General features: G+C 30.4%; 20 protein-coding genes and 1 tRNA gene. 7 read left to right on the top strand and 14 right to left on the bottom strand.

Annotation, left to right across the window (positions count from 1 at the left end; translation table 11 throughout):
* Positions 1 to 9 precede the first annotated feature (9 nt).
* A complete protein-coding gene (locus CLV86_RS06320) occupies positions 10 to 1,308 on the bottom strand; it encodes a c-type cytochrome (protein ID WP_121051015.1) in 1,299 nt (432 codons plus the stop codon).
* A 212-nt stretch (positions 1,309 to 1,520) separates the two neighbouring features.
* On the opposite strand from CLV86_RS06320, the gene CLV86_RS06315 reads away from it, so the two are divergent.
* A complete protein-coding gene (locus CLV86_RS06315) occupies positions 1,521 to 1,913 on the top strand; it encodes an SPOR domain-containing protein (RefSeq protein ID WP_121050938.1) in 393 nt (130 codons plus the stop codon).
* A 109-nt stretch (positions 1,914 to 2,022) separates the two neighbouring features.
* Here CLV86_RS06315 and infB read toward each other — a convergent pair whose 3' ends face one another.
* Genes infB through rimP form a run of 3 tightly spaced genes read right to left on the bottom strand, consistent with a single transcriptional unit; the run spans position 2,023 to position 6,539 of the window.
* Complete coding sequence (infB, locus tag CLV86_RS06310; protein WP_121050936.1) at positions 2,023 to 4,797, bottom strand: translation initiation factor IF-2; 2,775 nt, start codon at positions 4,795 to 4,797, stop codon at positions 2,023 to 2,025.
* A gap of 35 nt (positions 4,798 to 4,832) precedes the next feature.
* Positions 4,833 to 6,065 (bottom strand): transcription termination factor NusA, encoded by a 1,233-nt coding sequence (nusA, locus tag CLV86_RS06305; protein WP_076731957.1) that lies wholly within the window; start codon positions 6,063 to 6,065, stop codon positions 4,833 to 4,835.
* Positions 6,066 to 6,077: 12 nt separating this feature from the next.
* Positions 6,078 to 6,539, bottom strand: a complete 462-nt coding sequence (gene rimP, locus CLV86_RS06300) for a ribosome assembly cofactor RimP (protein ID WP_121050933.1) — start codon at positions 6,537 to 6,539, stop codon at positions 6,078 to 6,080.
* A gap of 308 nt (positions 6,540 to 6,847) precedes the next feature.
* On the opposite strand from rimP, the gene CLV86_RS06295 reads away from it, so the two are divergent.
* Entirely contained in the window at positions 6,848 to 7,669 is an 822-nt protein-coding gene (locus tag CLV86_RS06295) for a universal stress protein (protein ID WP_121050929.1), read from the top strand.
* Between the two features lie 87 nt (positions 7,670 to 7,756).
* Here CLV86_RS06295 and CLV86_RS06290 read toward each other — a convergent pair.
* A tRNA-Gln gene (locus CLV86_RS06290) sits at positions 7,757 to 7,830 on the bottom strand.
* A gap of 207 nt (positions 7,831 to 8,037) precedes the next feature.
* On the opposite strand from CLV86_RS06290, the gene CLV86_RS06285 reads away from it, so the two are divergent.
* Together CLV86_RS06285 and CLV86_RS06280 are read left to right on the top strand one after the other, a co-directional pair.
* Complete coding sequence (locus tag CLV86_RS06285) at positions 8,038 to 11,535, top strand: glycosyltransferase family 117 protein (protein ID WP_121050926.1); 3,498 nt, start codon at positions 8,038 to 8,040, stop codon at positions 11,533 to 11,535.
* A gap of 2 nt (positions 11,536 to 11,537) precedes the next feature.
* Positions 11,538 to 12,191: a polysaccharide deacetylase family protein gene (locus tag CLV86_RS06280; protein WP_121050923.1), complete on the top strand. Its 654-nt coding sequence runs from the start codon at positions 11,538 to 11,540 to the stop codon at positions 12,189 to 12,191.
* Here CLV86_RS06280 and CLV86_RS06275 read toward each other — a convergent pair.
* Together CLV86_RS06275 and CLV86_RS06270 are read right to left on the bottom strand one after the other, a co-directional pair.
* Entirely contained in the window at positions 12,188 to 12,484 is a 297-nt protein-coding gene (locus CLV86_RS06275; protein ID WP_076731952.1) for a thioredoxin family protein, read from the bottom strand. The genes CLV86_RS06280 and CLV86_RS06275 overlap by 4 nt on opposite strands.
* 75 nt (positions 12,485 to 12,559) lie before the next feature.
* The gene (locus tag CLV86_RS06270) at positions 12,560 to 13,861 is read right to left on the bottom strand and encodes a metallophosphoesterase (RefSeq protein WP_121050920.1); all 1,302 of its coding nucleotides are present in this window, start codon (positions 13,859 to 13,861) and stop codon (positions 12,560 to 12,562) included.
* A gap of 169 nt (positions 13,862 to 14,030) precedes the next feature.
* On the opposite strand from CLV86_RS06270, the gene CLV86_RS06265 reads away from it, so the two are divergent.
* Positions 14,031 to 15,038: a glycosylasparaginase gene (locus tag CLV86_RS06265; RefSeq protein ID WP_121050917.1), complete on the top strand. Its 1,008-nt coding sequence runs from the start codon at positions 14,031 to 14,033 to the stop codon at positions 15,036 to 15,038.
* A 9-nt stretch (positions 15,039 to 15,047) separates the two neighbouring features.
* On the opposite strand, the gene CLV86_RS06260 is transcribed toward CLV86_RS06265, so the two are convergent.
* The 7 genes from CLV86_RS06260 to CLV86_RS06235 all read right to left on the bottom strand — a co-directional run bounded on the left by CLV86_RS06260 (position 15,048) and on the right by CLV86_RS06235 (position 19,338).
* Positions 15,048 to 15,413 (bottom strand): MmcQ/YjbR family DNA-binding protein, encoded by a 366-nt coding sequence (locus CLV86_RS06260; protein WP_121050914.1) that lies wholly within the window; start codon positions 15,411 to 15,413, stop codon positions 15,048 to 15,050.
* 19 nt (positions 15,414 to 15,432) lie between these two features.
* Positions 15,433 to 15,573, bottom strand: coding sequence for a hypothetical protein (locus tag CLV86_RS14215; protein ID WP_170148514.1), 141 nt, complete (start codon positions 15,571 to 15,573; stop codon positions 15,433 to 15,435).
* A gap of 125 nt (positions 15,574 to 15,698) precedes the next feature.
* Entirely contained in the window at positions 15,699 to 16,313 is a 615-nt protein-coding gene (locus CLV86_RS06255) for a DUF4230 domain-containing protein (RefSeq protein WP_121050911.1), read from the bottom strand.
* 1 nt (position 16,314) lies between these two features.
* Positions 16,315 to 17,061: a cyclase family protein gene (locus CLV86_RS06250; protein WP_076731947.1), complete on the bottom strand. Its 747-nt coding sequence runs from the start codon at positions 17,059 to 17,061 to the stop codon at positions 16,315 to 16,317.
* 3 nt (positions 17,062 to 17,064) lie between these two features.
* Complete coding sequence (gene hemW, locus CLV86_RS06245) at positions 17,065 to 18,192, bottom strand: radical SAM family heme chaperone HemW (RefSeq protein WP_121050908.1); 1,128 nt, start codon at positions 18,190 to 18,192, stop codon at positions 17,065 to 17,067.
* A gap of 9 nt (positions 18,193 to 18,201) precedes the next feature.
* On the bottom strand, positions 18,202 to 18,756 hold the full coding sequence (gene ruvC, locus CLV86_RS06240) for a crossover junction endodeoxyribonuclease RuvC (protein WP_076731944.1): 555 nt from the start codon (positions 18,754 to 18,756) through the stop codon (positions 18,202 to 18,204).
* Entirely contained in the window at positions 18,757 to 19,338 is a 582-nt protein-coding gene (locus CLV86_RS06235; protein WP_249037457.1) for a cell envelope biogenesis protein OmpA, read from the bottom strand.
* Between the two features lie 88 nt (positions 19,339 to 19,426).
* Between CLV86_RS06235 and CLV86_RS06230 the strand changes: the two genes are divergently transcribed.
* Positions 19,427 to 20,401 (top strand): lysylphosphatidylglycerol synthase domain-containing protein, encoded by a 975-nt coding sequence (locus CLV86_RS06230; RefSeq protein ID WP_121050902.1) that lies wholly within the window; start codon positions 19,427 to 19,429, stop codon positions 20,399 to 20,401.
* Positions 20,398 to 21,537, top strand: coding sequence for a glycosyltransferase family 2 protein (locus tag CLV86_RS06225; RefSeq protein ID WP_121050899.1), 1,140 nt, complete (start codon positions 20,398 to 20,400; stop codon positions 21,535 to 21,537). The genes CLV86_RS06230 and CLV86_RS06225 overlap by 4 nt, the downstream gene beginning before the upstream one ends.
* The last annotated feature ends 41 nt before the right edge of the window (positions 21,538 to 21,578 follow it).

The following is a 21,578-nucleotide window of genomic DNA, read 5'->3' as shown; positions in this document are numbered from 1 at the left end:
TTATTATTTTTAATAATGACACTTACCACACTCTAAACCTCCCATTTGAGCTGCTGTTAATTTCTCAACACCATATTTTTTAGATAATTCTTCGTGAATTTTAGTATAGTAATTGTTATCTTTTACATTAACATTTGTTTCTCTATGACAGTTAATACACCAACCCATAGTTAAAGGAGCATATTGATACATAACCTCCATTTCCTCAACTGGCCCATGACATGTTTGACACGCTACTCCTGCAACCGAAACGTGTTGAGAGTGGTTAAAATACGCAAAGTCTGGTAAGTTGTGAATTCTTGTCCATTTCACTGGGCTTGTTTCACCTGTATATTTTTGCTCTGCATCATCCCAACCTACTGCTTTGTATAGTTTTTTAATTTCAGCATTATAATCTACACCATACTCAGCCATTCCTTCAGATTGTGTTTCTGGAGCAACTTCATAAATTGACTTATGACAATTCATACAAACATTTAAAGAAGGTATACCAGATGTTTTACTAACTCTTGCTGAAGAGTGACAATACTTACAATCGATACCATTATCTCCTGCATGAATTCTATGAGAATAATGAATTTCTTGAACCGGCTCATAACCTTGGTTTACGCCAACTTGCATAAAGTAACCGTAAACAAAATAACCTGATGCTAACAAAAACAATATAGCTGTTACTAATACTAAAAATTGATTATCAACAAACGCTTTCCATAATGGCTTAGATTTCTCTTTTGCCGGAACCTCAATTCCTTTTGCTTCTGCAAAATTACGTAACGTCCTATTTACTAAAAACAAGGCTCCTGCCAATATAGCAAATAACAGCGCTAAAGCCCCTAAAATTAATCCGTTTGAATTTGTATCGTTTTGAGGATTAGCAGTCCCTCCCTCTCCAGGAGTTGGAGCCGGCGGCGCCGGTGGAGCTGCAGCTGTATATGCTAAAATATTATCTATCTCCACGTTAGTTAACTGCGGAAAAGCTGTCATTGCAGTACCGTTGTACTCTTCAAAGATTTTTACAGCATATGCATCGCCAGATTTAACCATGCCCGCACTGTTTTTAATCCATGTATATAACCACTCTCTATCAAGACCTTCGTCTTCAGCCAAACGTGTTTCAACATTTGCTAAAGCTGGACCTGTCATTTTTTTATTTAATTTATGACAAGAAGCACAATTAGCGTTAAATAATGCTTTACCTGCTACTGCATCTCCATTTTGAGCGGAAAGGCTAGTAGAAAAGGCTAGTAAAAAAATTAAGCAGAAATGAAGAATATTAAAACCTAATTTGCGGTGAATCACCTGTTTCATATTATTGATTGAATTTACTTCTAAACTTTGGTATGATTTTTTCATCTATATCTAAAAATACAGTTATAAAAAACTTTAGCAAAAGTAATATATAAAGTCCATTTTAGAAATCTTAAAGAACTCTTAATTTCTAATTTAGAGAAATTCTAAATAAGAAAAAGAGCTTTTCTTTCGTTTAATACTTTTACATTTGCATTAAATTTATTTTAAATATGAATACTAAATCTCTAAAAATCCTATGTTTATCTCTAGGATTAACACTTTCAAGTAGTATTATTTTTGCTCAACAGGGAACTGTTACAATAAATCAAAATCCAGAAATTTCTACTTTATTAGAGTTAAAAAAACAAATAAATACAGAAGATGAAGACAGCAATCGTTACAAAATTCAGATATATTCTGGTTCTAGAACTCGTGCAGAAAGCATAGAAAATAGTTTTGATAGCTCTTTTAATTCTTGGTCTTCAAAATTAGTTTACGAAACACCAAACTATAAGATTTGGGTGGGTAGTTTTAGAACACGATTGGAAGCAGATAAAGCATTAATGAAAATAAAGAAAAAGTTTCCTAGTGCATTTATTTTTAAACCTAAGAAAAAAGATTAAACATCTTACTTATTAAATTAAGATAAAAGTAAAAGCCGTTTTCAATTATTGAAAACGGCTTTTTTAATTTATAGAGTTAAACACTCTTATTTATGGGTTTTAAAAGAAATTATTTTAATTTCTTCTTAACTTCAACTTCGTGGAATGCTTCAATTACATCGCCTTCTTTAATATCGTTGTAATTTTTAATTTGCATACCACAGTCGTAACCTTTACCAACTTCTTTAACATCATCCTTAAATCGTTTTAATGATGCTAATTCACCTGTATAAACTACAACTCCATCACGTATTAAACGGATTTGAGAATTTCTGTATATTTTACCATTCATTACCATACAACCTGCAATAGTTCCAACTTTAGAAACTTTAAACATTTCTCTAATTTCTGCAGTACCTGTAACTTCTTCTTTAACTTCTGGAGATAACATACCTTCCATAGCATCTTTAAGATCATTAATAGCATCGTAGATAATAGAGTATGTTCTGATATCGATTTCTTCGGTATCTGCAACTGTTCTTGCATTTCCAACTGGACGAACATTAAACCCAATAATAATCGCATCTGATGCGGTTGCTAACAACACATCACTCTCTGTAATTGCTCCTACTCCTTTATGAATGATATTTACATGAATTTCTTCAGTAGATAGTTTCTGGAAAGAATCTGTTAAAGCTTCTACAGAACCATCAACATCACCTTTAAGTATAATATTAAGCTCTTGGAAATCTCCTAACGCTATACGACGACCAATCTCGTCTAATGTAATATGACGTTGTGTTCTAACCGATTGCTCACGTTGTAATTGCGCACGTTTTGTTGCAATTTGTTTTGCTTCACGCTCATCTGCAAAGACATTAAACTTATCACCTGCTTGAGGTGCTCCATCTAACCCTAATATTGAGACAGGTGTTGATGGTCCGGCTTCGGCAACATCATTTCCACGCTCATCGTGCATTGCTTTAATTTTACCACTATTTTTTCCAGCTAAAACGTAGTCACCTATTCTTAAGGTACCTGCTTGTACTAATATTGTTGACACATATCCACGACCTTTATCAAGGAAAGCTTCTACAACTGTACCAACTGCTGGTTTATTTGGGTTTGCTTTAAGCTCTAATAATTCTGCTTCTAGCAATACTTTTTCTAATAATTCTTGAACTCCCGTTCCTACTTTTGCTGAAATATCATGAGATTGAATTTTACCTCCCCAATCTTCTACTAATAAATTCATTTGTGCTAATCCACTTTTAATATTTTCTGGATTTGCATCTGGCTTATCTATTTTATTTATAGCAAATACTATTGGAACTCCCGCAGCTTGTGCATGAGATATAGCTTCTTTTGTTTGCGGCATGATATCATCGTCTGCAGCCGCTACAATAATAGCAATATCTGTTACTTGAGCACCACGTGCACGCATGGCAGTAAAGGCTTCGTGACCCGGTGTATCTAAAAATGCTATTTTTTGACCATTTTCTAATTGTACTCCATAGGCTCCAATGTGCTGAGTAATTCCACCTGATTCTCCTGCAATTACATTTTCTTTACGAATATAATCTAGAAGTGATGTTTTACCATGATCTACGTGACCCATTACAGTTACAATTGGCGCACGCTCTATTAAGTCTTCTGGCTTATCTTCTACTTCAACAATAGATTCTTCTATGTCTGCAGTTACAAATTCTACTTTATACCCAAATTCTTCTGCTACGATTGATAATGTTTCTGCATCTAAACGCTGATTCATTGTAACCATCATACCTAAAGACATACAGGCTGAGATAATTTGTGTTACACTAACATCCATCATAGTTGCAACTTCACTTGCTGTAACAAACTCTGTTACTTTAAGGATTTTGCTTTCTGCTGCTTCGATTTGCTCATCGATTTCAGTCTGTTCTCTATGCTGATCTCTCTTATCTCTTCTATATTTAGCGCCTTTTCCTTTACTAGATTTTCCTTGAAGTTTTTCAAGAGTTTCTCTAATTTGTTTTTTTACATCTTCTTCGCTAGGCTCTGCTTTTACAATATTTCTACGGCCTTGTCCTTTTTTACCTTTAAATCTATCATTTCCGCCACGATTATTTCCTCCGGATCCAGGTTTATTGTCTCCTGGTTTTGATATACGACGGCGTTTTTTCTTATTAGAATCGTCAGATTTTTTTACAGGTTCTTTCTTTTTCTTTGGCTTATTAAATTGAGATAAATCTATTTTTTTACCTGCAATTTTAGGACCTGTAAGTTTTTTATACTGAGTTTCAACAGTTTCTGGCTCTGGAGTTGTAGTTTCTGTAGAGGTTGTCTCTTTTGGAGTGACTTTTTCTACTGTTTTAGGCTCTACAACTTTTGGCTCTGATTTTTTAGGCTCAACCTTTTTAGATTCTTCCTTCTTAGAAATTGTTTCTTTTTTAGCTTCTACTTTAGCTGAAGGTTTAGTTTCTGCTTTTTCTTCTTTTTTAGAAGTTTCTGCTTTTACTTCAGGTTTTTCAACTTTAATTTCCTTCTTTTTAGAATCTAAATCGATTTTACCAACCTTTTTAGGGCCAGAAAGCGTTTTTGTTGCTTTTACAACTTCTTCCTCTTTGGCTTTGGCAGCTGCTTTTGCTTCTTCTTCTTTTTGCTTCGCTTCTATGGCTTTTTCACGTTTAATACGTAAATCTTCCTTTTCTTTCTGCTTAGCTTCACTAACCGCTTGAGATTTCATCTTTTTACTTGCGTCTGTCTCGAATTCGTCTGAAAGAATTTTATATGTTTCTTCAGAAATTTTCGTGGTTGGACGCTTCTCTACTTCGACACCTTTGGAATCTAAAAATTCCACAGCACGATCTAAAGAGATGTTAAGCTCACGTAGTACTTTATTTAATCTAATCGTTTCAGCCATAAATTGCCTTTACCTTAATTTTACTCAAATATATGTTAATCTTCGAATTCTTCCTTAAGAATTCTTATAACATCTAATATTGTTTCTTCTTCTAAGTCTGTTCTTTTTACTAAATCTGCAACATCTTGCTCTAATACACTTTTTGCTGTATCTAAACCTGCTTTGCTAAATTCTTTTATAACCCATGCTTCAATCTCATCAGAGAATTCTCTTAATTCCACATCTTCTTCTGCTCCTTCTCTAAACACATCTATCTCATAACCTGTTAGTTGCCCTGCTAAGCGAATATTATGTCCTCCACGACCAATTGCTTTACTAACTTCTTCTGGTTTTAATATAGCTTCTGCACGTTTGTTTTCTTCATCTATTTTAATTGATGTAACACGTGCTGGACTTAATGCTCTTGTTATATATAGTTGTAAATTATTAGTATAGTTTATAACGTCTATATTTTCGTTTCCTAATTCACGTACAATACCGTGTATTCTAGAACCTTTCATACCTACACAAGCTCCAACAGGATCTATTCTATCGTCATAAGAATCTACAGCTACTTTTGCTTTTTCTCCAGGTATTCTTACAACGTTTTTAATTGTAATTAAACCATCGAATACTTCTGGTATTTCAGATTCAAATAATTTCTCTAAGAATTTAGGAGATGTACGCGACATAATAATTGCCGGCTTATTTCCTTTTAACTCTACACTATCAATAATTCCTCTTACATTATCTCCTTTTCGGAAAAAATCTGAAGGTATTTGTTTATCTTTTGGTAAAATAATTTCGTTTCCTTCATCATCCAACAAGATTACAGCTCTGTGACGAATATGGTGCACTTCTGCAGTATATAAATCGCCTTCTAATTCTTTAAATTGCTTAAAGATATTTGTATTATCGTGTTCGTGAATTTTAGAAATTAAATTTTGGCGTAATGCTAAAATAGCACGACGTCCAAGATCTATTAGCTTAACTTCTTGAGATACATCTTCACCTACTTCAAAATCTGGTTCAATTTTTCTAGCTGCTGATAAAGAAATTTCTTGATTAGGTTCTTCTACTTCTCCATCTGCTACTACAACTCTATTTCTCCAAATTTCTAAATCTCCTTTATCAGGATTTATAATAATATCAAAATTATCATCATCTCCAAACTTCTTCTTTAAGGCATTTCTAAATACATCTTCTAAAATCGCCATTAGCGTAACACGATCGATTAATTTATCGTCTTTAAACTCTGAAAATGATTCAATTAACGCTATATTTTCCATTATTCTACTAAATTAAAATTTTATCATAACTTTTGCCTCTACAATATCACTGTAAGCTATTGTTTTTTCTTTTTGAACGGTTACTTTACCTTTTCCTACTGGTTTTGGCTCTCTAGCTTTCCATTTCAAATCTATACTATCGTCTGAAGCACTAATTAATTCTGCTTCAATATTTTCTGTTTTTGTTTTGACCTCTAGTGTTCTACCTACATTTTTTTTAAATTGTCTTGGTAAAGTTAAAGGCGCTGCTGCTCCTGCCGAAGCAACATCTAAAGAAAAATCATGCTCTTCTCTATCAATATTATTTTCTATGGCTCTACTTATAAAGATACAATCTTCTACTTTTACTCCGTTATCTCCATCAATTATAATATTAATTGACTGATCGTTAGAAATAGTAAAATCGATTAAAAATAAATCGGTTCTTTCTGCTAAAGCTTCTTGCAATAAATCTTTTACTGTAGTGTTAAACATTTTTAAGTATAAAAAGAGCGGACTTTTCGTCCGCTCACATTCATTTTTCTTACAACGATGCAAATATACATAGTTTTTATTTATTTTCATAACAATATAAAGCAGACTTTGACTTTTATTTATTAAAAGGCAACAAATTATGCTTTTTTTATACATAGAAAAAAGCTAGTTAAACAAAAAACGTATCTACTTACAACCTAAAAGATTAGCTTTTTAGTCATTTTAAACAACTATTATGCGATTGATTTTTTAAAGTCCGTTTTTATTATTAAATTTAAATACCACATAAATAATAAACACTACTAATTATGAAAAAAATTCTTGTACCAACAGATTTCTCTATAGAAGCAGAAAATGCAATAAAAGTAGCGGCACAACTCTCGAAAAAACATAATTGCGAGCTTATTTTATTACATGTACTAGACCTACCTTTGTCTAGTATTGGCGAAGGTGTTCCAACAGATTTACCTGAAGCTGTTTATTTTATGAAACTAGCACACAAACAATTTGAAGATGTTATGTCTAAAGAATACCTAAGAGATGTTGCTGTTACAGAAATGGTAGATTTTCATGATATTTCTACGGGTATTTTAGAAACATGTAAAACTCATGATATAGACTTAATAGTTATGGGTTCTCATGGTGCAAGCGGACTTAAAGAAATGTTTATTGGATCGAATGCCGAAAAAATTGTTCGCACATCGGAAAGACCTGTTTTAGTAATTAAAAATGAGCATAAAAATTTTAATATTGAAGAATTTGTTTTTGCTTCTGATTTTGAAAATGACAATAGAGAAACTTTTAAACAAGCTGTTAAATTGGCTGAAGCTTTTGATGCTAAAATTCATTTATTGATGGTTAACACTGCCTCAAATTTTAAAACAACTGCTCGTGCAAAAGTTAAAATTCAAGAATTTATTGCTGGTACAACTTTTACAAATTACACAACAAATATCTATAATGATGAAACTGTAGAAAAAGGTATTTTAAACTTTTCTCACATAATAAATGCAGATCTTATAGGTATAAGCACACACGGAAGACAAGGTATTGCTCATTTTTTAAACGGTAGTTTGAGTGAAGATTTAGTTAACCATGCAAAAAGACCAGTTATCACTTTTAAAATATAAACAATAAAACCTTTTTTTAAATAGACTTTTAACACTAAATAATTAAAAGCAAAAATCCTAATACAATACGTATTAGGATTTTTTTTGTTGGCCCACTAGGTTTCGAACCTAGACTCTTCGGTACCAAAAACCGATGTGTTAGCCAGTTACACCATGGGCCAATCTCGTTAAGAGGTTGCAAATTTAAAACAAAGTTTTATTTGCGCAAACATTTTTCTATAAAAAATATATTTTTTTTTAAATTTTTATAAAAATTAAGGATATCACTATAAAAAAGAGCTATTTAACTTAAAGGCTGTTATGAAAATTTTATCATTTCTATTTAATAATTATTAGTAAATTCGCCATTAAATAAACAATTTACGTGTATGACGTCTTCAAACTTTAAAAAATGGAACAATATTTTAGGATGGTTCGCTTTTTTAATTGCTTTAATAACTTATAGTTTAACGGTAGAACCAACAGTAAGCTACTGGGATGCTGGTGAATATATACTAACCTCAGCAAAACTTCAAGTTGGTCATCCACCTGGAGCTCCATTATTTCAAATGTTAGGTGCCTTTTTCTCTACCTTTGCCATGTCTCCAGAAAATATTGGGCTTATGCTTAATATGTTAAGCGCTGTTTCTAGTGCATTTACTATTTTATTTATGTTTTGGAGTATTTCATTATTACTACAAAAAATAACAAAGTCTGAAGAGCTTACAAACGCTAAAGCTTATGCCATTTTAGGAAGTGCATTAGTAGGTAGTTTAACTTTTACCTTTACAGATTCTTTTTGGTTTAATGCTGTAGAAACCGAAGTTTATGCTATGGCCACATTATTAATGGCTATTTTATTTTACTGTGCTTTGCGTTGGGATTTTGATATGCATAATCCAAGAGGAAACCGATGGTTAATTCTTATTGCTTTTATTATTGGTTTATCTTTTGGAGTTCACTTTATGGGACTACTAACTATTCCTGCAATTGCACTTATTTACTATTTTAAAAACTACAAAACAGTTACTATTAAAAATTTTATAGTTGCAAATATTGTTGCCGTTGCAATTCTATTATTCATTTTTAAATTATTAGCTCCTAACATATTAAGGTTCTTTAGTGTTTTAGAAATTTTCTTTGTAAACACAGTTGGTTTACCTTTTAATTCTGGATCTATAATAGCTGGTATTTTATTAATAGCTGCTATTTACTTTAGTTTAAAATACACTAGAGACAAAGGTTACAAACATATTAATACAGGTATTTTATGCGTTACATTTGTTGTTATTGGTTTTTCATCATGGCTAATGTTACCTATAAGAGCCAATGCTAATGTTGTAATTAATGAAAACAATCCTTCTAGTGCAAGAGAACTTTTAGCATATTATAACTTAGAACAATACCCAAAAACACATTTGTTTTATGGACCTCTTTTTACAGACCAATACGCACCTTTAAATGCGAATAAAGAAGATGCCTATAAAGACGACAAACCTAAATATGAAAAAGATTTAGAACAAGGAAAATATGTAATTGTTAACGATTATAAAGATGCCTTGCAAAATTACAATTATGATCATGCAGCTATTTTACCAAGAATGTGGAGTGGTGAAAATGCTGAAAACTACATGCTTTTTTCAGGTTTTTTAGATTTTAGAATAAAGGATGATTTTAATATAGATTTATTTACCCAGAAAAAAATAGCAGCTTTTATTGAAAAATATCAGCAAGACCAACTTACAGAACGAGAATACGATGAATTTATGGAACTCTATGGTGATAAGTTAAATATAGCTATGAGTCCAAGAATTCAAAAAGATGTTGCTTTTATTAACCAATTTAAAAGCGAAGTTGCTAAAGGTAATGTAGATTACGAAGGCTACCATAGGTTTTTAAAACAATATGGTGCAGAATATTTAGATATTGAAAAACCTTCGTTTATTGACAATACAATCTATTTAATACAATATCAATTAGGCTATATGTATTGGCGTTATTTTATGTGGAATTTTACTGGACGTCAAGATGATATACAAGGCGAATATAACAACCACGGAAATTGGATTAGCGGTATAGATTTTATAGACGAAATACATTTAGGACAATCTCAAGACAACCTACCTAGTGACGTTAAAAACAATAAAGCAAGAAACACTTACTTTTTCTTACCACTAATTTTAGGTGTTATTGGTCTATTCTTCTTATTTAACAAAGACAAGAAAACCTTTTGGGTATTGCTTGTGTTTTTCCTTTTTACAGGTATTGCTATACAAGTTTATACTAACGTTAGACCTTTTGAGCCTCGTGAACGTGATTACTCTGTAGTGGGATCCTTTTACGTATTTGCAATATGGATAGGCTTTAGTGTATATGCTATTTTTGATTTTCTTAAAAACAAAATAAAAACATCCGCTTTTCCGTTAGCTATTACTGGCGTTTGCTTATTAATTGCGCCTCTTATATTAGCCGTTAACAATTGGGACGACCATGACCGATCTGGAAAATACACCGCATTATCCATGGCAAAAAAATATCTAGATTCTTGTGGTGAAAATGCTATTTTATTTTCTATTGGAGATAATGATACATTCGCATTATGGTATGCTCAAGAAATTGAAAATTATAGAACCGATGTTCGTGTAGTTAATACAAGCTTATTTCAAACCGATTGGTATATAGACCAAATGAAACGTAAAGCTTATGAAAGTGATCCAATACCATCTCAATTAACACACGACCAATACAAATTTGGTACAAGAGATTACATAAGAAAAGCAATTTATTATAGAGATCCTAAAACAGACGAAGTAAAACCAACCTTTAGTCGTGATACTTTAATGATTAAAGAATTTATGGAATTTATCTCTAGTGACAACCCGAAAACAAAATTTAAACGCATTTTACAATTACAAGACGAAGATCTATCTCAATATCCAACACAAGTATTAAGCACAAACTACTTTCCTGTTGAAAATGTACGAGTTCCTGTAAATAAAGAAAACGCTATAAAATATGGAATTGTAAAACCAAAAGATGCAGATGAAATTGTAGATTTTATAGATATTAAAATTGAAGACGGTGCCATTTATAGAAACCGTTTATTAATGTTAGACATTGTTGCTAATAACGATTGGAAGCGTCCAATCTATTTTACCGGTGGTGCTTTTGGAGAAGACGACTATATCTGGATGAAAGATTACTTGCAGCTAGATGGTATGGTTTACAAGCTTGTTCCTATAAAAACACCTACAGATCGTGCCAATCCTTTTGATATGGGTCGTGTAGATAGCGAGTTTATGTACAACAAAGTTAAAGCTTGGGATTGGGGAAATAGTGGTAGCGACAACATATATCATGACCCAGAAACACGTAAAAACTCTATTACATATAGAGGAAATCTTGCACGTTTAATAGAAAAACTAATACAAGAAGAAAAACTTGATAAAGCAGAAAACATTGCAGATATAGCAATGCAAAATATGCCTGTAGATAAATTTGGTTATTACACCTTATTAGAACCTTACATTAGTGCATACTATGAAGTTGGAGCAAAAGATAAAGCCAGACAATTATTTCAAGACGTAGCTGTTAAATATCAAGAAAACTTAACTTATTATAGTGAACTTACATTAGAAAACCAGATAAAAAATGGTCAAGAAATTATAACAGACTTAGAGCGTTATAGAGCATTGGTTATTGTACTATTAGAATACGACGAAGATTTTGCTAAAAAAGAATTTATGAATTTTAGTAATTACGAAAAACTTTTTAGTAGACTTTTTCCTGATGACAGACCAGAACCAGAACCAAGAGAAGAAACTGATATAATAAGAGATAGTAGCATTCCAAATATTGAGCCTATAGATATAGAAACTCAAGAATAATTATGAGATTTGTTCCTGCTAAAATACCTTATATAATAAAACGAATTTTCCCAAACTATGTTTGGGATTTTTCTTCTAATAAGAAAATTCTTTATCTTACTTTTGATGATGGCCCAACACCAGAGATAACGCAATGGACATTAAATACATTAAAAAAATACAATGCGAAAGCTACTTTTTTTTGCATAGGAAATAATGTTATAAAGTATCCAGACATTATAAAAAATATTTTAGAAGAAGGACATAGCATTGGAAATCATACTCAAGACCATGTAAAGGGATGGAAAACGTCAACTAAAAATTATTTAGAAAATGTTTTAAAAGCCGAAACCATAATAAAAAATGAGCTTAAAGAGAAACAACAACTTAAGCTTTATAGGCCTCCTTTTGGACAATTAAAAAACAGTCAAGGCAAGGCTATAATACAATTAGGATATAAAATAATAATGTGGAGTGTTATATCTTTTGATTGGGAACATAAAATTACCAAAGCGCAATGTTTAGAAAATGTAATAAGTAAAGCTTCTAAAAAAAATAATATTATTGTATTTCACGATAGTGTAAAAGCTTCACGAAATATGATGTATGCGCTTCCTAAAGTATTAGAACATTTTAGTAAAGAAGGCTATGTTTTTAAAGCAATTCCTTCTTATTAAATAAAGTCTTTTAATATAGTGATTAAAGTATTTGCATCTTGCTTTCCGCTTTGTCTCCATTTCATTTCTCCATCTTTATAAACAATTAAAGTTGGTAAATTTTTAACTCGCAAAGCCTCAGATAACTCTTTATTTTTATCAACATCAATCTTAATTACTTTTACTTTATCTCCAAGCGCAGCTGCAACTTCACGCAAAACCGAATGCATAGCTGTAGATTGTTCATTCCACTCTGTAAAAAAATCTAGTAAAACTGGAATGTTTACATCGATTAACTCTCCAAATTTTGACATTTTAAATGTATTTGATATATCTGTTATTGTAAATCTACAATATTTTAATTACTTAAAGTTTTTCTAATGTAGAATTTAGGCAGTTTTAGAGCCTTTTCTAAGTTCTATAACGGTTATTTCTGGCCAAATCCCAATTCTACCAGGAAATGCTAAGTATCCAAAACCTCTATTTACATTTAAAAATTTTCCTGCAACTTCATACATTCCTGCCCATTTTGGGTATCTATATTTTACTGGACTCCATTTTATGCCTAACGATGGAACCTCGATACCAAATTGCATACCATGTGTATGTCCAGATAGAGTTAAATGAATATGTTTATTAAAGTTAACTACATTGGTTTCATCTGTAACAATATCGTGGTTATTTAAATCTGTTTTATTTAACTCCATTTCTTCAAAATCAAAATGAGAAGGATCGTGAGACATTAAAATATTAAATTCATTTTCACCTATAGATTTTGATGCTTCTTTTAAACTTCCACGCTTTGGAAAATGTCTCGAAGCTCCCCAATTTTCCACACCAAGAATATTAATTTTTTGTCCATTTTTTTCAATTTGCCTATTATCATTCAATAGCAAATCAAAACCAATACTTTTATGCACTGCTTCAATTTGACGTTGATTTTCTGCATTTAAATCTACATCTCCACCATAAGCGTAGTAACCATAATCATGATTACCTAAAACAGAATATTTACCATCTTTAGCTTTAAGCTTCCCAAAGACATCTATCCATTTATTCATCTCTTCGGCCTTTGTATTAACAATATCACCTGTAAACAATATTGCATCACTGTTTTGCTCATTAATTAAATCTATACCATAAGATATTTTTTCTTTACTTTCTAAACTACCCGAATGAATATCACTAATTTGTGTTATTGTGTAGCCATTAAAAGCTTCTGGTAAATCTTCAAAATGTAACACATGCTTAATAACTTTGTAGTTATATTTACCTTGATAAATACCATATAAAATAGATGCCAAAGGAATTGCAGCAATACCTAATGCTATTTTTGAAACAAAGCCACGTCTACTTGTAGAATAAGCTACATTATTAGGATTAGACTTAGACATTTTATTTATAAGGCTTAGTACACCTCTAACTATATCCTCTCCAAACATAAAGAGAATTAAAATTAGTTTTGGAACAAAAAGAGCAAATAAAAATGCTATAGCATAACCATGACCCGATGTAAAACTTTCACCACGAACAAAATTAGAATAGTAATAAATAAAATTACCTATAACTAAAGCACTTGCTAACCAATAAACACTATATATTATATAATTTTTAGTAAGTGTTCTAATGGCTTGAAAGGCATAATAATCTATTACTAAAATAATTATAATAAGAATAATCCAGCGCAACATAAAATCAATTTTTAATGCAAATATATTAATTGTAAATGCTAGTTATCTTAGTTATTTGTTAAACGTTAACATTTAAAAAAATAGTAGAAAAGTAATTTGCATTAAAATATTTAGGTTTTACATTTATTAAATATTAATTATATTATCATTCTAACATACACACACTATTTTGGATCGAAGAAAGTTTTTAAAAAATGCTACATTATCTACTGCTGGCTTTGCTGTTACAAACACATTAATTAGTTGTAATGACGAAACAAAAAATACAAAACCTATTTCTTTAACACAAAAACCTATTCCTGTTTTGCCATTAGTTATTGCCACCTGGAATGTACCAAATGCAACAAAAGCAGCATACAAAATTCTTGAAAATAATGGAAATGCATTAGATGCAGTTGAAGCTGGTTGTAAGGTTGAAGAAGCAGATATTACAAATCAATCTGTTGGAAAAGGAGGTTTACCAGACCGTGATGGTAACGTAACTTTAGATGCCTGTATTATGGATAAAAATGGAAACTGTGGAGCTGTTGTTTACCTAAAAAACATAACTCATGCAGTTTCTGTTGCAAGACACGTTATGGAACATACACCACATGTCATGCTTGCTGGAAAAGGTGCAGAAGAATATGCTTATAAAATTGGACTTAAAAAGGAAAATTTATTAACAGAAAATTCTAAAAAAGCTTGGGAAAAGTGGAAAGTTGAATCAAAATACAAACCTATAATTAATATAGAAAATCACGATACTATTGGTATGCTTGCTATAGATAATAATGGTGATATTTCTGGTGCTTGTACTACAAGTGGATTGGCTTATAAAATGGGAGGTCGTGTTGGAGATTCTCCTATTATTGGCGCTGGTCTTTTTATAGATAATGAAATTGGTGGTTGCGTAGCAACTGGATTAGGAGAAGAAGTTGTAAAAACTGTAGGTAGCTTTTTAGTTGTCGAGCTAATGAGGCAAGGCAAAACACCACAAGAGGCTTGCGAAGAAGCTATTAAACGAATTATTAAAAAACCTAATAGCGATTATAAAAATTTTCAAGTTGGATATATAGCTGTTAATAAAGCCGGAGAAACTGGAAGTTTTGCAATACACCAATGGTTTAGCTCTACTAAATATCAAGATGGTAAAAATGAAAATATTCAAGCAGATTTTATTATTAAGGCTAAATAAACTATAATTTTATAACCCTAAACTAATACGTGATTTTTTAGATAACCCATTTACAACCATAACATAAGAATGATCTATTAACTCCATAATTAAACTAGCATCTAATTCTCCTTTATACAAATAAATAGAATTCCAATGTTTTTTATTCATATGGAAACCAGGCTCAATACTTTTATAAATTGCCCTTAGTTTAATAGAATATTCTGGATTTGCTTTTAAATTTATAGATGCTTCTCCTTTATCCCATTTATCTAACGGTGTTAAAGCAAACATTTTTCCTGCAACTTTAAACACTAGTGTATTTTTATCAAAAGGAAAATGCTCTGTAGTATGTGGTTTACTTAAACAATAGTTCCTAACTTGATCGATATTCATTAAAAAAATATAATAAAGATTATTTCTTTTCTAAATATTTTTCTTTAGAAGTACCTTTAAAAGGTCTTTTAGTATTTTCAACCTTTACATTTGACTTTTTACTAATATGTATGTCTAAACTTTCTAATACATCATTTATATAAAATAAAAATTTGCCCATAGTTTTAGTTTTTAAAGTAATCTATAATATAAACAATCAAAGATTAGTTTTTCATACTTCTAATTCCAAAAAACCGACAAAATGCAAATAACAACGACAAAACACTTATTTGCTATCAATATAATTTAATCGTTTTTTAGCTCTTTTACAGAATTTTCCTCTATTTCTAAGGCAGAATAATCAAGGTTCCAGCCAATAGTTTCTACAATACCTTCGATTAACAATATAGAGTCCAGTGCTTCTTTTTGGGCTATTTGAAACAATCCACTTTGTGGTACTTTTTCTCTTATATGCAACTTAGCTTCGTTATGTAATGTTGTTAAATCGTTTGCTTGAAATTTGTTAAACATACCATCTCGTTTATCGTAGTATTTAAGATTAGTTTCTATAGATAATATTTCTGGTTGTGGAAAATGCTTTAAAGTTACCAATTTTGTTTCGGCATTGGCATTAATTTGGATTTTAGATAAATCGAATCCAACATGTGCTTTAGCGTCAATAATAACCAAAGCTTTTTTTCGACTTGAAACCAATTTTAAAAATCTTTCTTTTACATTTTCGTAATGATAGATTTCTGCAAAATCACCTTCTACACTAATAATTTTACATACTTTTTTAATTTTATCTAATAGTACAACAGATTGTGTTTGTGCTAATTTTTTGCTTTGTATATGCTTAACATAGGTAGAAACACCTAAAGCAGATAAAACTCCAAATATAATTGCAAATACTATTTCCATATTATTCTATCTTGTATAAAACTGGTTTACTAGGTGTGGCATCATTATCGAAAGGTGCAATTTGCAAATTTAATATGTAGCTTCCATCTTCTACTTTATTTGGTACATAAATAAACTCTGTAATTGTGGCATCTTTTCTAATTTCTCCATTAACATTCCAAAAGGCTTTATGTGCTAATAATTGACCATCGTCTTTTTCTTTATCTACACTTGGCAAATCTATTAATAAATGTTTTATACCTTTTTCACGAATAAATACTGCGGCTTCTTCTGTTAAATATGGCCAATTTGTATGCGAGTATTGTTTCGATTTTTTATCTTTTGTATTTGGCATAGTTCTAATAACTAATGCTTCAGGATTTTTTCGTTTTAATAAATATTGTATTTGTGTTTTAGATATTATTTTATCTTCTCCAGCAACTTCGGCAGCCACAGTAATTACTTGAGCTGTAAACATAAAACGCTTTAAACATTTATTAATGCTATAAGTTTTTTCGGTAATATGGCCTACACACTCTGTGTGTGTTCCATGTGCATGCGGATTAAACTGTATATTATTAAAGTTAATTGCTGCTCCTTGTTTAACACTCGCTACCCAACCATCTAATTCTACAGCAGTTATTTTTGGCTCATCTATATACCATGCATTTACATTACTTTTTAAAGCGCGTAATGGCATTGAAATATCTAATGGTTTAGATAAATCTATCTTTATTCTTTTACTTTTAATTTGTATTGTTGTAAGCATATTTTAGTTTAACATAAACAAGTCACTAGCGATCCCATCGCTTAAAAACTTGCCTTTTTGGGTTATTTTTAGTTTTCCATTATCAATATACAATAAATGTTCCTTAATGTGTTTTTGTGCTTGTTCTAACATATAATTTTCAAAAGTAACGCCAAAATCTTGCTGTACTTTTTTTATTGAAACTCCCCAAACAGTGCGCAAACCAGTCATAACATATTCGTTATATTGATCTGTTTTGGTTAAGGTTTCTATTTCAATTGGCAAATCTCCTATTTGTAACGATTTAATGTATTTAGTATTATTTCTAACGTTCCAACCACGCTGCTTTCCGTTAAAAGAATGTGCCGATGGACCTATACCAATATAAGGTTTACCTTGCCAATATGCTGAATTATTTCTGCTAAAGAAACCTTCTTTTCCAAAATTAGACAACTCATAATGCACAAAATTATTAGTTTCTAATTTATCTATTAATATGTTAAATTGCTCTTGAGCTAAAGCATCATCTACATTATCTATAATTCCTTTTTCTATAAATGAAGCTAAAGCTGTTTTAGGTTCTACAGTTAGTGCATAACTTGAAATATGGTTTACACCAAAATTTAAAGCTATATTTATATTTTCTTCCCATTCTTGGTTTGTAGTGTTTGGTATACCATATATTAGATCGAGAGAAATATTATTAAAATGTTTAGTAGCTTCTTCTAAACATTGTTTTGCTTCTTGAGTATTATGTGCGCGATTCATGAGTTTTAAATCTTTTTCATGAAACGATTGTATACCAATAGACAGCCTATTAATTGGACTCTTAGAAATCTCTAATATTCGATTATTACTTAAATCATCTGGATTGGCTTCCAATGTTATTTCTGGATTATTAGAGACTTTATAATTTTTATAAATAGAGTCTATTATTCTTTTTATTTCCAAAGAAGATAATAATGAAGGTGTTCCGCCTCCAAAATAAATGGTTTCAACTGTAGTATTTTTAAACTCATCCTTTCGCATTTTTATTTCTAAAATAAGCGCGTCTATAAGTTCGTCTTTCTTTTTTAATGAAGTCGAAAAATGAAAATCGCAATAATGACAGGCTTGTTTACAAAATGGTATATGAATATAGATTCCGGACATATTTAATTATCATTTCTTTACTCGTTTCTCATTCTGCTTCACAAAACTTGCCCAACCAGAATAACTTTTACCTATTTCTACTCGACCTTGATTATAGAAATGGCAAACTGCTGCTCCTAAACCATCCATAGCATCTAAGTTTTTAGGCAATGTTTTAATACCCAACATACCTTGCAACATTTTTGCTACTTGTTCTTTACTTGCATTTCCATTTCCAGTAATAGCCATTTTAATTTTTTTTGGAGCATATTCTGTAATCGGAACTTCTCGAGATAAACCTGCCGCCATAGCAACACCTTGAGCACGCCCAAGTTTAAGCATACTCTGAACATTTTTACCAAAAAAAGGAGCCTCTATAGCTATTTCATCTGGATGATGTGTATCTATAAGCTCTATAGTACGCTCGAAAATAAGTTTTAGCTTTAGGTAATGATCATCGTACTTTTTTAAATCCAGCTCATTAAGTTGTAAAAACTGCATCTTTTTGTTAACCACTTTTATAAGTCCAAAACCCATAATTGTAGTTCCAGGATCGATACCTAAAATTATTTTTTCTTCTGCCATTTAATTACAGGTTCTACAATTTATTAATGAAACCGAAGCTCCAAAAGTTATAGTAAGCATGTCGCCATTAAAACTTCCTAAACCATCTGTAACCGGATTAAAATCCTTTGCAAATCCTTTAATATAAGAGGCGTCAATAAATAAAGAAACTGTTCTAGAAATATTATAATTAAACTCTATTCCTGCCATTGCATTTAAATATGAATTTTCATTTTCTCTATAAATACCTAAAGGTTTTATCATGGTGTAACCAGGTCCAGCGTGCAACATCATGCCCATTTCTGGTGATAAAGAAGACACTAGTCTTGAGGCATTGTACACAAACTGAGCATTTATTCTAGAGTAATTAGTTTTAAATTCTGTAGTATTATCTTCATTAGAAAAACGATTATAACCAAAATCTAACCGTGCTCCAAATTGAGGTTTAAACATATGCTGGAGGCCTATATTTATGGTTGGAAAATTAATACTTTTTGCTTGAAAAGGTGATATTAATCCATCTTGAGAAGGGCTATTTACACCAACAGAAAATAAAGCTCTCCATGTATCGGTTTCTTTTTGTGAGAATCCTAAAGTACTCACTAAAAAAAGGACGAAAAAACAATAGTAATTAAATTTAGACATGATTGTATAATATTTGGTTATTTTGCAAGCACTATTCTATAAAACTTTGCACAACGGTTTATCATACAAAACTAAACAATTCTTTTTTGTACTTATTAAATTAAGCATTGTAGTTGGTGCTTTTTATTTTATTTATAACAAATTAGTAAATAATAACAAATTAGATTTTTATGAATTTGCTACATATTTAAATAGTAATAACGTTTTAACAGCTAAAAATGTTATTTTCTTAATGTTTTTAAGTTTTTTAAATTGGTATTTGGAAATTTTAAAATGGCAATCACTTGTTTCCTTTATAAAAAAAATATCTTTCTTTGAAGCCTTAAAGCAAAGTCTTGGTTCTCTTACTGCTTCCCTTTTTACACCAAATAGAATTGGAGAATATGGAGCTAAAGCTATCTATTTTGCAAAGCAATACAGAAAAAAAATCTTACTTTTAAACTTAACAGGAAATACAATACAAATGGTTATTACCGTTACTTTTGGAGGTATTGGTTTCTACTTATTTTCACTACGCTATCCAATAGAGATAGATAGTTATCGTGTTCTACGATTTGCCATATTGCTTTTAGTTATTTTTAGTTTATCAATTTTTGGAATACAACAAAAAAAATATAAACCAAATTTTTTTTCAATAAGTAAGTTAAAGCATTTTTTTAGAAAACTACCTTTTAGAATTAGTGCTAACACCTTTTTACTTTCGCTATTTCGTTATTTCGTATTCTCTTATCAGTTTTATTTCCTATTATCTCTCTTTGGTGTAGAATTAAGCTATTTTGAAGCGATGATTATTATAACAAGTATGTATTTATTGTCCTCGATAATTCCATCGGTTTTTATATTTGATGTGGTTATAAAAGGTAGTGTTGCTGTATATTTATTTTCGTTTGCTGGTATAGATGAATTTACTGTATTATGTGCTATTACGCTAATGTGGATATTTAATTTTGTGTTTCCGAGTATTTTTGGGAGTTATTTTGTTTTAAATTTTAATTTTAATAAACAAAACAAATCAGCATGATTACAGTTTTTACATGTATAACCATTTTATATTTAGCATTAATTTTATGGTTAGTTTATGGTTTTAAAAAAGTAAAACATTTTAATGCTGAAAACCTGAAACCTGAAACTAAATTTTCAGTAATTATTCCATTTAGAAACGAAGCCGAAAACTTACCAGAATTGCTAGCTTCTATTAAAACTTTAAACTATTCAAAAAAACATTATGAATTTATTTTTGTAGATGATGATTCTAATGATAATTCTAGCCAAATAATTTTAAACACGCTTAGTTTAAAAGACACCCAAATAAAAGAAAGCAATATAAAGGTTATACAAAACGTAAGAATTTCAAATTCACCAAAAAAAGATGCTATTGTCTCTGCTATAAAAGTAGCTAAACACAATTGGATAGTTACTACAGATGCAGATTGTGTATTACCCAAATTCTGGCTCGACACTTTTAATAGTTTTATCAATAAAAAACCTTGTAAAATGATTGTTGCTCCCGTTACATACAATTATACAAACTCATTTTTAAAACGTTTTCAGTTATTAGATTTTTTAAGCTTAATTGGAGCTACAATAGGTGGTTTTGGTATTGGTAAACCGTTTTTATGTAATGGTGCAAACTTAGCTTATAATAAAGATTTGTTTTTAAAACTTAATGGTTTTAATGGTAATAGTAATATTGCTAGTGGCGATGATATTTTTCTGCTTCAAAAGGTAATTAAACATAATAAAAACGATGTTCAGTTTTTAAAATCTACAACTGCCATTGTAAAAACTAAAGCCCAACCAACACTTAAATCCTTAATATCCCAACGTAAAAGATGGGCTGCAAAGACTTCGAGTTACAATTCTATATTTGGAAAATTAGTAGGTTTAATTGTTTTTTTAATGAATGCTATTTTAGTTTGTTATTTTTTATTATTTCTATTTGGGTGGCTTCAATTTAGTCCATTATTTTATGTCTTTATAATAAAGAGTCTTACCGATTTTCTTCTTATTTTTAAAACAGCTCATTTTTTTAAACAAGAAAACGAGTTATCAAGTTTTATCTTTTCAGCATTTATATATCCTTTTTTTAGCGTTTATATTGCGTGTATTTCGATGTTTACTAAATACAAATGGAAAGATAGAACTTTTAGTAAATAAACCATAATTGACTTAAAATATTTACTTTTACAATTAAAACC

Source organism: Lacinutrix venerupis (assembly GCF_003663945.1).
Lineage (GTDB): Bacteria > Bacteroidota > Bacteroidia > Flavobacteriales > Flavobacteriaceae > Lacinutrix > Lacinutrix venerupis.
This window is presented reverse-complemented; position numbering and strand designations above follow the sequence as displayed.

Bases quoted from the DNA above. Each gene is read 5' to 3' on its own strand.
- nusA (WP_076731957.1), bottom strand. From the start codon at position 6,065: ATGGAAAATATAGCGTTAATTGAATCATTTTCAGAGTTTAAAGACGAT.
- CLV86_RS14215 (WP_170148514.1), bottom strand. From the start codon at position 15,573: ATGGGCAAATTTTTATTTTATATAAATGATGTATTAGAAAGTTTAGAC.
- CLV86_RS06315 (WP_121050938.1), top strand. From the start codon at position 1,521: ATGAATACTAAATCTCTAAAAATCCTATGTTTATCTCTAGGATTAACA.
- hemW (WP_121050908.1), bottom strand. From the start codon at position 18,192: ATGTCCGGAATCTATATTCATATACCATTTTGTAAACAAGCCTGTCAT.
- CLV86_RS06280 (WP_121050923.1), top strand. From the start codon at position 11,538: ATGAGATTTGTTCCTGCTAAAATACCTTATATAATAAAACGAATTTTC.
- rimP (WP_121050933.1), bottom strand. From the start codon at position 6,539: ATGTTTAACACTACAGTAAAAGATTTATTGCAAGAAGCTTTAGCAGAA.
- CLV86_RS06260 (WP_121050914.1), bottom strand. From the start codon at position 15,413: ATGAATATCGATCAAGTTAGGAACTATTGTTTAAGTAAACCACATACT.
- CLV86_RS06275 (WP_076731952.1), bottom strand. From the start codon at position 12,484: ATGTCAAAATTTGGAGAGTTAATCGATGTAAACATTCCAGTTTTACTA.
- CLV86_RS06225 (WP_121050899.1), top strand. From the start codon at position 20,398: ATGATTACAGTTTTTACATGTATAACCATTTTATATTTAGCATTAATT.
- CLV86_RS06320 (WP_121051015.1), bottom strand. From the start codon at position 1,308: ATGAAACAGGTGATTCACCGCAAATTAGGTTTTAATATTCTTCATTTC.
- CLV86_RS06295 (WP_121050929.1), top strand. From the start codon at position 6,848: ATGAAAAAAATTCTTGTACCAACAGATTTCTCTATAGAAGCAGAAAAT.
- ruvC (WP_076731944.1), bottom strand. From the start codon at position 18,756: ATGGCAGAAGAAAAAATAATTTTAGGTATCGATCCTGGAACTACAATT.
- CLV86_RS06270 (WP_121050920.1), bottom strand. From the start codon at position 13,861: ATGTTGCGCTGGATTATTCTTATTATAATTATTTTAGTAATAGATTAT.
- CLV86_RS06285 (WP_121050926.1), top strand. From the start codon at position 8,038: ATGACGTCTTCAAACTTTAAAAAATGGAACAATATTTTAGGATGGTTC.
- CLV86_RS06255 (WP_121050911.1), bottom strand. From the start codon at position 16,313: ATGGAAATAGTATTTGCAATTATATTTGGAGTTTTATCTGCTTTAGGT.
- infB (WP_121050936.1), bottom strand. From the start codon at position 4,797: ATGGCTGAAACGATTAGATTAAATAAAGTACTACGTGAGCTTAACATC.
- CLV86_RS06250 (WP_076731947.1), bottom strand. From the start codon at position 17,061: ATGCTTACAACAATACAAATTAAAAGTAAAAGAATAAAGATAGATTTA.